A 13163-nucleotide genomic window follows, 5' to 3' on the forward strand; every position below is an offset into this window, starting at 1 on the left:
ATGCGTCAACCGATCGGGATCGGCCGCCGTCTCGGCGTGCTGGGGCTGGCGATCGCGCTGGCCCTGCCGGGGCTGGCCGCAGCCGCTGCGCCGGTCGCCGCGGCGAACGCGGCGGCCGTCAGCGAACCCGGCATGAGCATGGTGACGTTCAACCTGCACCATGACCGCGAGGACTGGCCCAGCCGCCGTCGCACGATCGTGGCTGAGCTCAAGCGCCTGCAGCCCGATGCCATCGCGCTGCAGGAGGTGATCCAGAAGCGCAACGTGCGCAACCAGGCGCAGTGGCTGGCCAGCCAGCTCGGTTACCGCTACGTATTCGTGTCCACCGATCCGGTGGGAGCGCCCAAGCGCTACGGCAATGCGCTGCTGACCCGGCGCCCGATCCTGGCCCGTGGCGAGCACCTGCTGCTGCCGCTGGATGACTACCGCACCGTGGCCCATCTGCGCATCGACGTGGACGGCAAGCCGGTCAATGTCTATGCCACCCACCTCAACGAGCGCAGTGACGACGCCGGCCAGCGCATCCGCCGCAGCCAGGTCGAAGATCTGCTGCGTTTCATTGCCGGCAGTTCTGCGGGTGCACCGGTGGTGATTGCCGGCGACTTCAATGCACTGGTTGATGCCGGCGATCTGAGCGAGCTGCGCAGCCACTACGGCGACAGCTACGGCAGCGTGCACGTCAACACCGACCTGGCCGGTGTCAGTACGCTCAACCGTCACTACTACCAGGCGCCGTCGCGGATCGACCACATCTTCTTCCAGCAGGACGAGATGGTCGCGCGCGAAGCGAAGATCCTGTTCGACCAGCCGGATGATGGCGGTCGTTGGGCGTCGGATCACTACGGGGTGTGGACCCGGCTGCAGTTCGCGCCGAAGCCCTGATATCGCGGCATGGCGCGCTGACGCGTCCGGCGTTCGCTAGGGCATTTGATACGTCACAAACAGAAACGGCGGGGATCATCGATCCCCGCCGTTTCGTTGTTGCCGATCAACGATCGATCAGGCGGCAGGCGGCGTGCGCTTGCCGGCGTCCTCGTCTTCTTCCGAAGCCTGCGCGTCGGCGGCCTGTGCGGCAGCGTCGGCATGGCCATCGGCGATCGGGTCGACCGCCGCCGGTACGACCGGGTCGGCGACCGGTGCAGCGGTTTCAACCGGTGCGGCTTCGACAGCCACTGGGGTTGCCGGCTGCTCGACGACCGGGGTGACTTCAACCTCGGCCTTCGGTTCGACTACCGGGGCAGCTTCAACCACCGGCGCAACGTCAGCCACCACCGGCTTCGGCTCGGCCACCGGTGCGGCTTCGACCACCGCAGCCGGTTCAGTGACCGCAGCAGCTTCGGCCACCAGGGTCGGTTCAGCGACCGGGGCTGCTTCGACCACGGCAGCGGTCTCGACCACAGGCGGCTTCGCCTCGATCACCGGAGCCGCTTCAGGTGCGGGCTGCACGGGCGTCGCCGCGTCGATGGCATCCAGCATGCTGGTCTGCACCGGCGACGGGGTCGGTTCGACCTTGGCGACGGCTTCCAGCGGAGCCAGGGTCTGCACCACCGCGACGACCGGAGCGGCTGCCTCGACCACGGCGCTGCTTACCGCAGCGACCGGAGCAACCGCGGCGGCTACCGCAACCGGTGCACGCGCCGGCTTGCCGGCATCAGTGGCGGCCGGCTCGACTTCGTCATCGAAATCGAATTCCGGCTGCGAACGCGACGGCTGCACGGCGGCAACCGGGGTGTTCACCGAAGTCTGTGCAGTCTGCTCGACGGAATCGCCGTCGTTGTCGTCGCCCTCGGCATCATCGCCGTCGTCCAGGTCATCACCCAGCACGTCACCGCCTGCGGCGTTCTCGGCACCACCACGACGACGACGACGACCACCGCGACGACCACGGCGACGGCGCGTTGCGCCTTCGCCGGTCTGATCGCCGGCTGCATCGGCTGCAGCCTCTTCGGTAGCGCCGGTCGCAACCACGACCTCGGCGTCGGTCGCGGCGGCGGTGGTATCCACGGCCGCGACAGGGTCGACCACGTTTTCAGTGGCAACGGCGGGTACCAGTACCTTCTCTTCCTGCACCGCGACCGTGGCCGCAACCGAGGTCGTGGTGGCCACGGCAGCAGCTGCGGTCACCACATCAGCCGGGGCTTCGGCAGCGGCACGCTGCGGCTTCTCGGCCGGCTTGTCACCGTCCTGCGGACGCGGCTGCTTCGGCTGCTTCAGCTTCGGCTGCTGCTGGCTTTGGCCCTGGCCCTGTTCGTTGCGCGGCTTGTTCTGCTGGGGCTGCTGCTGGGCATCCTTCGGCTTGCCCTGCTGCTGCGGCTGCTGCTGGCCATTGCCATTGCCATTGGCCTGGTTGCCGCCGTTGCGGCCATCCTTGCGCTGCTCACCGCGGTCCTTGCGGTTGCCGCCGTCCTTCTGCTGCTGCGCATTGCCATTGCCGCCGTTGCCACGGCTGTCCTCGCGACGGTCCTTGCGGTCCTTGTTGCGATCCTTGTTGCGGTCACGGCGGCCGCCATCCTGCTGCTGGCGCGCGGCCGGTGCCGGTGCAGGCGCGGGAGCGGGCTCGCCGCCAAAGATGCGCTTCAGCCAACCAACCACACCACCGCTGGCGGCGGCAGCTGGAGCCACTGCGGCCACCGGCGCGGGAGCCGGCGCTGCGGTCGGTTCCACTTCGTCCCGCACCGGGGCGGGGGAGTTGTGCTTGACCTGGGTCACCATCGGCGGCGGGATGTTCAGCTGGCCCTTGGTCAGCGCGTGTACCGGCAGCTTGCGCGGGGTACCGCGCTGGTAGCTTGGCTTGCCGCTTTCCTCGCCCAGTTCGTTGTCGCGCAGGCGGGTGACGGTGTAATGCGGGGTGTGCAGCTGCTCGTCGGCAACGATCACGATCGGCGCCTCGTGGCGCTTCTCGATTTCGCCCAGCGCGCCGCGCTTTTCGTTCAGCAGGTAATTGGCGATCTCCACCGGGGCCTGTACCAGCACCTGCCCGGTGTTCTCCTTCATCGCATGCTCTTCAGCGACGCGGATGATCGACAGCGACAGCGACTCGACGCTGCGCATGCGGCCATGGCCGTCGCAACGCGGGCAGACGATCTGGCTGGATTCGCCCAGGCTCGGTCGCAGGCGCTGGCGGCTCATTTCCAGCAGGCCGAAGCGCGAGATGCGACCGACCTGCACGCGTGCACGGTCGTACTTGAGCGCATTCGCCAGACGGTTCTCGACTTCGCGCTGGTGCTTGTTGGACGCCATGTCGATGAAGTCGATCACCACCAGGCCGCCGAGGTCGCGCAGGCGCAGCTGGCGGGCCACTTCTTCGGCCGCTTCCAGGTTGGTCTGGAACGCGGTGTCCTCGATGTCGCTGCCCTTGGTGGCGCGCGAGGAGTTGACGTCGACGGCCGTCAGCGCTTCGGTCTGGTCGACCACGATCGAGCCGCCCGACGGCAGGCGCACGTTGCGCTCGTAGGCGCCTTCGATCTGCGATTCGATCTGGAAGCGGTTGAACAGCGGGATGTCGTCCTTGTAATGCTTGAGCTTGCGCAGGGTCTGCGGCATCACCTGCTGCATGAACTCCTTGGCGTGCTCGTACATCTCCTCGGTGTCCACCAGGATCTCGCCGATGTCGGCGCGCAGGTAGTCACGCAGGGCGCGCACGATCAAGCGCGATTCCTGGTAGATCAGGAATGGGGCCGGCTTGCTCAGGGCGGCTTCGGCGATGGCGCGCCAGACGTTCAGCAGGTAATCCAGATCCCACTGCAGCTCTTCCGCATCGCGGCCGACGCCGGCGGTACGGATGATGACGCCCATTTCGTCGGGGATGTTCAGCTTGTCCAGGGCGTCCTTCAGGGCGGCCCGGTCTTCACCCTCGATGCGACGGGAGACACCGCCGGCGCTGGGCGAATTCGGCATCAGCACCATGTAGCGGCCGGCCAGGGAGATGAACGTGGTCAGGGCAGCGCCCTTGTTGCCACGTTCTTCCTTGTCCACCTGGACGACGATTTCCTGGCCTTCCCTCAGCAGCTCGCGGATGCCGGCCTTGTTGTGGTCGACACCGGCCTGGAAGTAATCGCGGGAGATTTCCTTCAGCGGCAGGAAGCCGTGGCGGCCGCCACCGTATTCAACGAAGGCCGCTTCCAGCGAGGGCTCGATGCGGAAGATCCGGCCCTTGTAGATGTTGGACTTCTTCTGTTCCTTGGACGGCTGCTCGATGTCGATGTCATACAACGACTGGCCATCCACGATGGCAACACGCAGCTCTTCAGCCTGCGTGGCGTTGATCAGCATTCGCTTCATTGTTGCGTTCCTCGCAAGCGGCTACCGCGCGGAACGCCATGGAGTTTCGCCTCTGGACACGGCTCGCCGCCCATTCGCGCAAGCGCGGGGAGGGCGGCTTGGGTTTCCAGCGCTACGACACCACGGCAGGCCGCGGGAGCGCTTCAATTTTCTGGTTTTGGGTGTTGCAGGGCCGGAGGCAGCTGTCAGCCAGGCTGGAGCGCCGCACGGGACATGTTCAGCGCGACTGCGTGTCAGGCAATCGGCGATGGCCGGGAACGCCGGTGAGCCGCTAACATGGCCGCCCCGCGGGCGGTGGTCGCGCACTGTGCCGGATTCGTCGGAAGCGGGGCTTCTGGCCCTGAGTAACTTCCAACGAAATCAATCCCTTATCTCGCCCCCCGAGTGTAACAGAATAAACAGGCTGATGACTGCACAAGACCCTACCAAGCCGGCCGGCGACAAGCCTTCCGTGCGCATGATCACCGTTCCGGCCGACCGTGCCGGCCAGCGCCTGGACAATTTCCTGCTCGGCCAGCTCAAGGGTGCCCCGCGCAGCCTTGTCTACAAGCTGGTCCGCAGCGGCCAGGTACGCGTCAATGGCGGCCGCGCCAAGGCAGAGCGCAAGCTGGAGGCCGGCGACGAAGTGCGGATACCGCCCGTTCGTCTCACCGCAGAAGGAGACAAGGCGGGTCCACCCGAGGCGTTCATGCGTCGGCTGGAACAGGCCATCGTTTTCGAAGACGCCCGCCTGCTGGCGCTGAACAAGCCGACCGGCGTCGCCAGCCACGGCGGCAGCGGCATCAGCTTCGGCGCCATCGAGACCCTGCGTGCCCTGCGCCCCGGGCAGACCCTGGAGCTGGTCCACCGGCTGGACCGTGACACCTCGGGCCTGCTGATCGTGGCCAAGAAGCGTTCGGCGCTGAGCGAGCTGCAGGCGCTGCTGCGTGAAGACCACGGCTCCGGCATCCGCAAGCGCTATCTGACCCTGCTTGCCGGGCGCATGCCGGACGGTGTGATGACGGTCGATGCGCCGTTGCACGTGGGCCTGCGCCAGGGCGGCGAGCGCCATGTGCAGGTCAATGCGATCGGCAAGGAATCCATCAGCCATTTCCGGGTGCTGGAGCGCAAGGGTGGCCATTCCTACTGCGAGGTGCGCATCGAAACCGGCCGCACCCACCAGATCCGCGTGCATGCCCAGCATCTGGGGCATCCGGTGGCCGGAGACGACAAATACGGCGATCCTGCAGTCAACAAGCGGCTTCGTGAGCAGATCGGGCTGAAGCGCCTGTTCCTGCATGCCGCGTCGCTGGAGTTCGCGCTGGACGACGGCAAGAGCCCGTATGTGCTGAGCGCGCCGCTGGCGGATGAGCTGGTCGAGGCGCTGGACAGGCTGAAGTAGCCCCTGCGGGGCTGGCCGGCCAACGGGCGCAGCCCCCTCGTGGCTGGCGTCCAAAGCGGGATTCCGGTTTTGGTCGGTCCGGATGGGTTGGCGGGGGACGCCGTGAACCCATCCCTGGGGGCTTGGCCGCGGCATCCATGCCGCGGACACCCCCGCCAACCCATCCGGACCGACCTTCGACAGATCGCGTGCGCGTCAGCCACGGAACATCAAAAGAAGAAAAGCAGACCCGGGCCGCGTGGCGGCCCGGGTAGAGTCGAGCGAGGCTCGACTCACGCGCGCAGCGCGGGCTTCGCTTTTAATTCTTTCATTGCGCGGCTGGCACGCACGTAGCCTGTCCGAGGCCGGGCGAGGTGGGTTTGCGGGGGTGTAAGCGCCATGGATGGCGCGCCCAAGCCCCCATGGATGGGTTTACGGCGTCCCCCGCAAACCGACCTCGCCCGGCCCAACCGCAGAATCCCGCTCTGCCAGCCGCGAGGGGCTCAGCCCGTTGGCCGGAAACCCTTTACCACTTGAACAGCACCAGGCTGATCGCCAGCGTGCCCATGCCCGCCACCAGCCCGTAGACGGTCTCATGCCCTTTGGCGTAGCGCTTCGCCGCCGGCAGCAGCTCGTCCAGCGCCAGGAACACCATCACCCCCGCGATCAGGCCGAACACCCAGCCGAATGTGGCGTGGGACAGGGAGCCGGACAGCAGTACATAGCCGATCGCTGCGCCGACCGGTTCGGCCAGGCCTGACAGCAGGCTGGCGGCGAACGCGTAGAACTTGTTCTGCGTGGCGAAGTACACCGGCACTGCAATGGCGATGCCCTCGGGAATGTTGTGGATGGCGATGGCGAAGGCCAGCGGCATGCCCACCGACGGGCTCTCCAGCGTCGCGAAGAAGGTGGCCAGCCCCTCCGGGAAGTTGTGCGCGGTGATCGCCACCGAGGTCAGCAGGGCGACCCGTTTCAGGTATTCGCGGCTGTTCTCGCGGAAGGCCGGGTCCTGCTTGTCCAGGCTGTCATGCGGGTTGGGAATGAAGTGGTCGATCAACACGATCACCACTACACCCAGCAGGAAGGCGAGGGTGCCGTAGGTGAAGCCGGTGCGCTCACCATAGGCCAGCGCGAACGAGGCGATGGATTTGTTGAGGATCTCCGACAGCGAGACATACACCATCGCGCCGCCGGCAAAGGCCAGGCCGAAGGCCAGCAGGCGCGGGTTGGGGCGGCGCGAGAACAGCACCAGCAGGCTGCCGATGGCGGTGGCAAGGCCCGCAGCGAGGGTGACCGCCAGGGCGATCCAGATGTTTTCGGGGGGGATCTGCAGCATGTTCCGACGCGTTCCTTGTCATCAAGCAATCGCCCCGGCACGGGCCGGGGCGGCAAAGGCGAGGCGGGCGTCGGCTGGCCTCGTCACCGGCAGGCGATCAGCCGCCGCGGCGCAGGTTTTCTTCGACGGCGAAGCACTGGTCCGGCTTCGGCTGCGGCGGGTTGAAGCTGACCGGCACCTGGATCGTGGCCGGCACGGCCTCGCCATTGCGGGTGGCGGCCTTGAACTGCCAGCCCTGCACGGCAGTCTTGGCCAGATCGTCCAGCTGCGGGTTGCCCGCGCCGGTCAGCAGGGTGACCTCGCTGGGCTTGCCGTCGGTGCCGATCACCACCTTGAAGGTGCTGGTGCCGCCCACGCCGGTGCAGGCCAGTTCAAGCGGGTATTGCGGCGGCGGGGTCTTCACCGCAGCCACTTCGGTGGGGGCCGCAGCCGGCGCTGCCGGCGGCTCGGAGGTGCCGCAGCCGGCCAGGGTGGTCGCGGCAAGCAGGGACAGGCTCAGCAATCGCACGTTCATTTCAGTTGCTCCGTCAGGGCCGAAGTCTTCGCTGCGCAGATGAAGTCGTTCTCGCTCAGGCCGCCCACGTCGTGGGTGGAGTAGCGGACGACGGCACGGTCGTAGTGGACGCCGAGGTCCGGGTGATGGTCCTCGCCGTGGGCGATCCAGGCCAGCGCGTTCACGAAGGCCATGGTGGCGTAGTAATCCTTGAAGCGGAACGTGCGCACCAGCGCCTGGCCGGCCTCGGCCAGCTCCCAACCGGGAACCTGCGGCAACAGTTCGGCCAGGCGGGCCTCGCCCAGCTTGTGGTCGCTGCCTTTGCGCGGCACGCAATGGGCCTGCGCCAGCGGAATCAGGTCGGCCATGGGTTCCTCCACCTCGTGTTGACTGAACAATGCGCCGGCCGGTGTATAAAACGAATGAGCGGCTGACGCTTACTTGGCTAGAATAGCCTGATGATCCAGATCTCCGACACTGCCCAGACCCATTTCCGCAAGCTGATCGAACGCGAGGGCGTGCCCGGCATGGGCGTGCGCTTGAGTGCGGTCGAACCCGGAACCCCGCGTGCCGACGCCCGGCTGGAGTTCGCCGAGCCGACCGACCTGCTCGGCGACGAGTGGGCGGTGGACTGTGATGGCTTCACGCTCTATGTCGACGCCACCAGCGTTGGCTGGCTCGACGGCGCGGAGATCGACATCGTGCCCGGTACGGCCGGCACCCAGCAGCTGACGATCAAAGCGCCGCGGATCAAGGGCGAAGCGCCCGGCGATGCCGCCTCGCTGGTCGAACGCGTGCATTGGGTGGTGGAAAACGAAGTCAATCCGCAGCTCGCCTCGCATGGCGGCAAGGTGGCCGTGCAGGAAGTCTCGGCCGAAGGCGTGGTGCTGCTGCGCTTCGGCGGTGGCTGCCAGGGTTGCGGCATGGCCGACGTCACCCTCAAGCAGGGCATCGAGAAGACCCTGATGGGCCGTGTGCCCGGAGTGACCGCCGTGCGTGACGCCACCGATCACGACAGCGGCCACGCCCCGTATATTCCGCGCGGCAACGCCGCCTGATCGCCAACGCGTGCCTCTGCCCAGAGCCGAGCAACTCATCGACCTGCTGCTGGCGCGCCAGCAGCGACCGCCCATCCTCGAGAAGAACACCGGCCTGCCGTACGGCTGGGCGATCTGGCTGCGGACGCTGACGCCGCTGCCACGTCCGTTGCACGCGCGCGAAGTGATCGCGGTGCTGCTGCCGCGACCGCTGCCAGGCCCCCCGGGGCAATTGCCGGCGCTGGGACCATGGGCGTCCCTGCGCCGCCTGTTCTGGCAGGACTGGAATCCGGCGCCTCGCGACCAGCGCTGGATGCGCTGGACCTCGGCGCTGCTCAGCGCGCTGCTGCATCTGTTGTTCTTCCTGTTGCTGCTGTGGGTAGCGGTGATCCGCACGTCTTCGCCGGACGAGCAGGGCAGCGAGGGTGAGCGCGTGCAGATTGAGTTCGTCGGCCGTGCTGCACAGGAAGGCGGCGGTGACCAGGCCGGAGCCGAGGCGGCTGCCGCTGCAGCCGCCGGTGCCGTAGCCGCAGGCCAGGACGCGGGGGGCGCAACTGCACCGCGCCCGCAACCGGCGTCGCCTGCGGCGTCTGCCGCTGCCGCTGCCACGTCTCCGACCGCAAGCGTGCCGCCGCCGGCCGAGGTCGAGCCGGCGCCGGTGGCCGCACCACCGCCCTCACCGGTGCAGGCCACCGAAGTGGCGCAGGCCACCAGCGATTTCGTGGTACCGCCGATGGCGCCGCCGCGAACCGAAGTCAGCATCGTTCCGCGAGACACCGTCCCGACCGTGCGCGAGCGCAGCGTGCAGCCGGTGCAGGCTGCGCCGACACCAACGCCAGTGCGCACGCCCGAGGTGGCAGTGCAGACGCCGCGCGTGCGCGATGTACAGGTGCAGGAACGCGAAATTGCCACCGTCGAAGCGCCGGTCGCCTCGCAGCCGATGCGCGCCACCGACATCCAGGTGCGCGTGCCGCAGCGTGAGGTGCAGGTGCGCGAACGCGAAGTGCAGGCCATGATCGATCCGCAGGTGCGCATGGCCGCCGTCGCAGGGCGCGAGCCTACCGTGCGTGCGCCTGCCGGGCGCGAGGTGCAGGTGCGCGAACGCGAGGTTGCAGCCGCCCCGCTACCGGCAGCGTCGACCTCGGCCGGCAGTGCGCCGACGTCTACGCCAGCGCCCGCAGGCAGCGCGGTCCAGAACAGCGCCAGTGTGGCGCGTCCTGCGGCGACCAGCACCACCGCCGCACAGGCGGGTGCGCGCCCGGCGCCGACCCCGGGCAACTGGGCGACACCTGCGCGGGGTGACGACTGGGGTGCCTCCAGCCGCAATCGCGAAGGCGCCAATCAGGGCGCCGCGCAGGCCAGCACCGGCAAGGGCGATGGTCTGTTCAATGCTGACGGCAGCGTGCGCGTGACCGGCCAGGACGGGGCCGGCAAGGCCGAGCGTGGCGCACCTGGTGGAGCCAACGACGGCTGGAGCAAGGAACGCATCGCCGAGTCCGGCAAATGGCTGAAGCGGCCGCCCTACGACTACACGCCCACCTCGTTCGATAAGTACTGGGTGCCGCAGGAATCGCTGCTTGCCGAATGGGTGCGAAAAGGCGTCAAGGCGATGGAGATTCCGTTGCCGGGCACCAGCACGAAGATTTCCTGCGTGATCTCGATCCTGCAGGCCGGTGGCGGCTGTGGCCTCACCGATCCGAACATGCAGGACCAGCCCGCCGTGGCGCGTCCGCCGCCGGATATTCCGTTCAAGAAAGAGCTGCAGGAAGATAACGGCAGCCGGTAGGGTGCCGCATCCACGCATGGCGTGGATCTACTGTGCATCCAGCTGCGCCGGGTAGATCCACGCCATGCGTGGATGATCCATGCGCTTACACGTGCATGCCGACCAAGGTTGGCCTCTACCCGGTCACGCGCTCTGCGACAGGAATACCCAGAACGGGACGTCGCGGCCCACCCAGTCACGGCTGGCTTCATCAAGGATGTCCAGCAGCGTGTCGAATTCCTTGCCTGCACCGGTGCGCAGGGCATCGACATCGGCCAGGAACAGCGCGTACCCGTTGGCCGGTAGCCATTGCAGGTCGCGCAGGTTGTCGGCCAGTGCATCCCAGTTGCCACCGAAGCCGGCAGGGAAATCAAGCTGGGCGGCCAGCCGCGCCAGCAGGGTGCGCTTGTCGCTCACGCCATCCAGGTCGATCCGGATCACCTTCAGGTCGGCATCGCGCATCGCTGCCGACAGTGCGCTGATATCCGAGGTGTCGATCGCGTAGACGCCGGCATTGTTGATGTCATGCAGGCCGAGGCCGAAATCATCGTGGCTCATGGACGTTCTCCGGAGGCCGGGACGGTGAAGCTGCGGAACGATTCGTAGTGGTCATCGGTGTAGTACCAGGCATCGGGCGGGTTGCCACCGGTGACGATGCGCCGCGCGCCGCGGTTGCCTGCGCCGGGCGTGTCGACGGTGTACTCGCGGTAGTAACCACGCGGACGCTGTGGCAGTTGTTGTTCGCGGTTGCCGAAGGTGCTGCCGTCCTGGCGATGCGGGAACGGGCCGCCGCGCTGGATCAGCGCGATGGTCTGGCGGGCTTCGGCCGGCAGGAAGGCGGGCAGGGCGCTGTCGCTGCCACTGCTGCGCACCGCTGGCGCACTGGCGGCTGGCGTGCTCTGCAGGTCAGGCGCGAACTGTGGCGGCGGCGGCCGCTGCAGGAAATGATTGACGACCAGGCCGAGCAGCAGCAGGGCGATGGCGGTGATCAACAGCCGGGGGTTGCGCATGGGCAGGAGCGGGCGAGGGTGGTACGCCCACTGTAGCGCCTGCGCGCTGCACCCTGCATGAGGGCACGCGCTGCGTCACTGCTGCGTAACAATTGCCGGCATGCTCACCTGCAGGACGCAATTTCCTTTACATCCCCCTTGGTAATCTTGCGGTCTGTCCCCATCATTCACCGCGCACCGCCCGACGATGCCGTCGGGTGCCCTCGCTATCAGGAGATGCATCATGGCCTACACCCTGCCCAAGCTGCCCTACGCCTACGACGCGCTGGAACCGCATATCGATGCGGCGACGATGGAAATCCATCACACCAAGCATCACCAGACCTACATCAACAACGTCAACGCTGCGCTGGAAGGCACCGAGTACGCCGACCTGCCGGTCGAAGAGCTGGTGAAGAAGCTGAAGTCGCTGCCGGAGAACCTGCAGGGCCCGGTGCGCAACAATGGTGGTGGCCACGCCAACCACTCGCTGTTCTGGACCGTGATGGCCCCGAACGCTGGCGGCAATCCGGTCGGTGATGTGGCCAAGGCGATCGACAAGGACCTGGGCGGTTTCGACAAGTTCAAGGATGCCTTCACCAAGGCCGCGCTGACCCGTTTCGGCAGCGGCTGGGCGTGGCTGAGCGTGACCCCGGACAAGAAGGTCGTGGTCGAAAGCAGCGGCAACCAGGACAGCCCGTTGATGGAAGGCAACACCCCGATCCTCGGTCTGGACGTGTGGGAACACGCGTACTACCTGAAGTATCAGAACCGCCGTCCGGAATACATCGGCGCGTTCTTCAACGTCATCGACTGGAACGAAGTCGAGCGTCGTTACCAGGAAGCGATCGCCTGATCGCAGTGCCTGCATGAACGCAGAAAGGCCGGGGGAGACCCCGGCCTTTTTGTTTGCCCGGCCTTGGGGTGGGGGTCGGCTTTTCGGTAGGTGCCGACCTTGGTCGGCACGGGAGTATGCGCGCGCGCGGCGGGGGTGAGCCGACCAAGGTCGGCACCTACCAGGAGCGGGCTATTCGGTGGTGGCGGGCACGTCCTGCAGCCGCAGCGTTGCCATCACGCCCAGGCGCAGGCCGGGCAGGTCGCCATCGGCGGGCAGCAGGATCGCCTGTTGGCGGATGCCGCCGAAGTGCTTGACCTGGAACAGGACATCCAACCCATGGCCACTGGCACCCCCGCCGCTGGCCGCCGGTGCACCAGGATTGCGCCGGGCCGGCTGGAAGCCGGGCGTGCTGCGCACCAGCTCGACGGTGCTGGCGGAGAAATCTCCGGCGATCAGGCTCGGCATGCCCTCGGCCGTGGCGCCGATCCAGGTCATCAGGTCGCTGGTCTGATGTTGCCGGGCATTGGCATCGTCGGGATCCGGGCGCAGGCGCGCGATGTAGACGTTGACGTCGTTGTCGCCCAGCCGCAGGCGCATCATGCCGGCGGCGCTGAAGGTGCCCGGCGGATGCAGCAGGGTGACCCCGTCCTCGCTGACCGGCAGCCGGCTGAGCATCGCGTTGCCGTGCCGGACCGGCTGGCTGGGCGGGTCGGCCGTGACGAAATCGCAGCTGTAGCGCAACCGGCTGGCCAACCAGCAGGCCGGGTTGCGCCCTTGCTGCTGCAGTACCTGCTGCACCGAAATCACATCCGGCTGCAGATCGGTCAGCAGCTGCAGCACCTGTTCGCGGCGCTGCTTCCATTGGCCTTCGTCACGGCTGGGCAGTTCCAGCGCGGCGACAGTCAATTGCCGCACCTCTGTGGCAAGGCCTGTGGCCGGCGGCGCCTGTGGCCGGGCCAGCGCAGGCACGGCCAGCATGAGGGCAAGGCAGCTGGGCAGAATGCGGGCAAAGGGCAGGGGGCGCATAACGATAAGTTTACGCTTTTGCCGTGCAGGTTCCGTGA

Annotated in this window: 12 protein-coding genes; 5 read left to right on the forward strand and 7 right to left on the reverse strand. The window is 67.4% G+C overall.

Annotation, left to right across the window (positions count from 1 at the left end; translation table 11 throughout):
* Positions 1 to 882 (forward strand): endonuclease/exonuclease/phosphatase family protein, encoded by an 882-nt coding sequence (locus tag QOL57_RS13890; RefSeq protein ID WP_089236183.1) that lies wholly within the window; start codon positions 1 to 3, stop codon positions 880 to 882.
* A gap of 117 nt (positions 883 to 999) precedes the next feature.
* Here the strand turns inward: QOL57_RS13890 and QOL57_RS13895 are convergent, their stop codons facing one another.
* On the reverse strand, positions 1000 to 4281 hold the full coding sequence (locus QOL57_RS13895) for an Rne/Rng family ribonuclease (RefSeq protein ID WP_089236182.1): 3282 nt from the start codon (positions 4279 to 4281) through the stop codon (positions 1000 to 1002).
* Positions 4282 to 4687: 406 nt separating this feature from the next.
* On the opposite strand from QOL57_RS13895, the gene QOL57_RS13900 reads away from it, so the two are divergent.
* A complete protein-coding gene (locus QOL57_RS13900; protein ID WP_089236181.1) occupies positions 4688 to 5662 on the forward strand; it encodes an RluA family pseudouridine synthase in 975 nt (324 codons plus the stop codon).
* A 505-nt stretch (positions 5663 to 6167) separates the two neighbouring features.
* Here the strand turns inward: QOL57_RS13900 and zupT are convergent.
* The 3 genes from zupT to QOL57_RS13915 all read right to left on the reverse strand — a co-directional run bounded on the left by zupT (position 6168) and on the right by QOL57_RS13915 (position 7838).
* Positions 6168 to 6977, reverse strand: a complete 810-nt coding sequence (gene zupT / locus QOL57_RS13905; protein WP_025876721.1) for a zinc transporter ZupT — start codon at positions 6975 to 6977, stop codon at positions 6168 to 6170.
* A gap of 97 nt (positions 6978 to 7074) precedes the next feature.
* Complete coding sequence (locus QOL57_RS13910; protein ID WP_089236180.1) at positions 7075 to 7491, reverse strand: energy transducer TonB; 417 nt, start codon at positions 7489 to 7491, stop codon at positions 7075 to 7077.
* The gene (locus tag QOL57_RS13915) at positions 7488 to 7838 is read right to left on the reverse strand and encodes a 4a-hydroxytetrahydrobiopterin dehydratase (RefSeq protein WP_089236179.1); all 351 of its coding nucleotides are present in this window, start codon (positions 7836 to 7838) and stop codon (positions 7488 to 7490) included. The genes QOL57_RS13910 and QOL57_RS13915 overlap by 4 nt, the downstream gene beginning before the upstream one ends.
* Positions 7839 to 7928: 90 nt before the next feature.
* Between QOL57_RS13915 and QOL57_RS13920 the strand changes: the two genes are divergently transcribed.
* Together QOL57_RS13920 and QOL57_RS13925 are read left to right on the forward strand one after the other, a co-directional pair.
* On the forward strand, positions 7929 to 8528 hold the full coding sequence (locus tag QOL57_RS13920; protein WP_089236178.1) for an NfuA family Fe-S biogenesis protein: 600 nt from the start codon (positions 7929 to 7931) through the stop codon (positions 8526 to 8528).
* A gap of 10 nt (positions 8529 to 8538) precedes the next feature.
* Entirely contained in the window at positions 8539 to 10293 is a 1755-nt protein-coding gene (locus tag QOL57_RS13925) for a hypothetical protein (RefSeq protein WP_089236177.1), read from the forward strand.
* 123 nt (positions 10294 to 10416) lie between these two features.
* Here QOL57_RS13925 and QOL57_RS13930 read toward each other — a convergent pair whose 3' ends face one another.
* Both QOL57_RS13930 and QOL57_RS13935 read right to left on the reverse strand, forming a co-directional pair.
* On the reverse strand, positions 10417 to 10830 hold the full coding sequence (locus QOL57_RS13930; RefSeq protein ID WP_089236176.1) for a barstar family protein: 414 nt from the start codon (positions 10828 to 10830) through the stop codon (positions 10417 to 10419).
* A complete protein-coding gene (locus QOL57_RS13935) occupies positions 10827 to 11282 on the reverse strand; it encodes a ribonuclease domain-containing protein (protein ID WP_089236175.1) in 456 nt (151 codons plus the stop codon). The genes QOL57_RS13930 and QOL57_RS13935 overlap by 4 nt, the downstream gene beginning before the upstream one ends.
* Positions 11283 to 11505: 223 nt before the next feature.
* On the opposite strand from QOL57_RS13935, the gene QOL57_RS13940 reads away from it, so the two are divergent.
* Complete coding sequence (locus QOL57_RS13940) at positions 11506 to 12117, forward strand: superoxide dismutase (protein ID WP_089236174.1); 612 nt, start codon at positions 11506 to 11508, stop codon at positions 12115 to 12117.
* A 171-nt stretch (positions 12118 to 12288) separates the two neighbouring features.
* Here QOL57_RS13940 and QOL57_RS13945 read toward each other — a convergent pair whose 3' ends face one another.
* Positions 12289 to 13125, reverse strand: coding sequence for an endonuclease/exonuclease/phosphatase family protein (locus QOL57_RS13945; RefSeq protein WP_089236173.1), 837 nt, complete (start codon positions 13123 to 13125; stop codon positions 12289 to 12291).
* Positions 13126 to 13163 lie beyond the last annotated feature (38 nt).

Source organism: Stenotrophomonas sp. yr243, from assembly GCF_900184195.1.
Classification (GTDB): Bacteria; Pseudomonadota; Gammaproteobacteria; order Xanthomonadales; family Xanthomonadaceae; genus Stenotrophomonas; species Stenotrophomonas lactitubi.

Excerpts from the sequence above, each read along its gene's own strand:
- QOL57_RS13915 (WP_089236179.1), bottom strand. The coding sequence starts at position 7,838 with ATGGCCGACCTGATTCCGCTGGCGCAGGCCCATTGCGTGCCGCGCAAA.
- QOL57_RS13910 (WP_089236180.1), bottom strand. The coding sequence starts at position 7,491 with ATGAACGTGCGATTGCTGAGCCTGTCCCTGCTTGCCGCGACCACCCTG.
- QOL57_RS13920 (WP_089236178.1), top strand. The coding sequence starts at position 7,929 with ATGATCCAGATCTCCGACACTGCCCAGACCCATTTCCGCAAGCTGATC.
- zupT (WP_025876721.1), bottom strand. The coding sequence starts at position 6,977 with ATGCTGCAGATCCCCCCCGAAAACATCTGGATCGCCCTGGCGGTCACC.
- QOL57_RS13930 (WP_089236176.1), bottom strand. The coding sequence starts at position 10,830 with ATGAGCCACGATGATTTCGGCCTCGGCCTGCATGACATCAACAATGCC.
- QOL57_RS13900 (WP_089236181.1), top strand. The coding sequence starts at position 4,688 with ATGACTGCACAAGACCCTACCAAGCCGGCCGGCGACAAGCCTTCCGTG.
- QOL57_RS13945 (WP_089236173.1), bottom strand. The coding sequence starts at position 13,125 with ATGCGCCCCCTGCCCTTTGCCCGCATTCTGCCCAGCTGCCTTGCCCTC.
- QOL57_RS13890 (WP_089236183.1), top strand. The coding sequence starts at position 1 with ATGCGTCAACCGATCGGGATCGGCCGCCGTCTCGGCGTGCTGGGGCTG.
- QOL57_RS13940 (WP_089236174.1), top strand. The coding sequence starts at position 11,506 with ATGGCCTACACCCTGCCCAAGCTGCCCTACGCCTACGACGCGCTGGAA.
- QOL57_RS13935 (WP_089236175.1), bottom strand. The coding sequence starts at position 11,282 with ATGCGCAACCCCCGGCTGTTGATCACCGCCATCGCCCTGCTGCTGCTC.
- QOL57_RS13895 (WP_089236182.1), bottom strand. The coding sequence starts at position 4,281 with ATGAAGCGAATGCTGATCAACGCCACGCAGGCTGAAGAGCTGCGTGTT.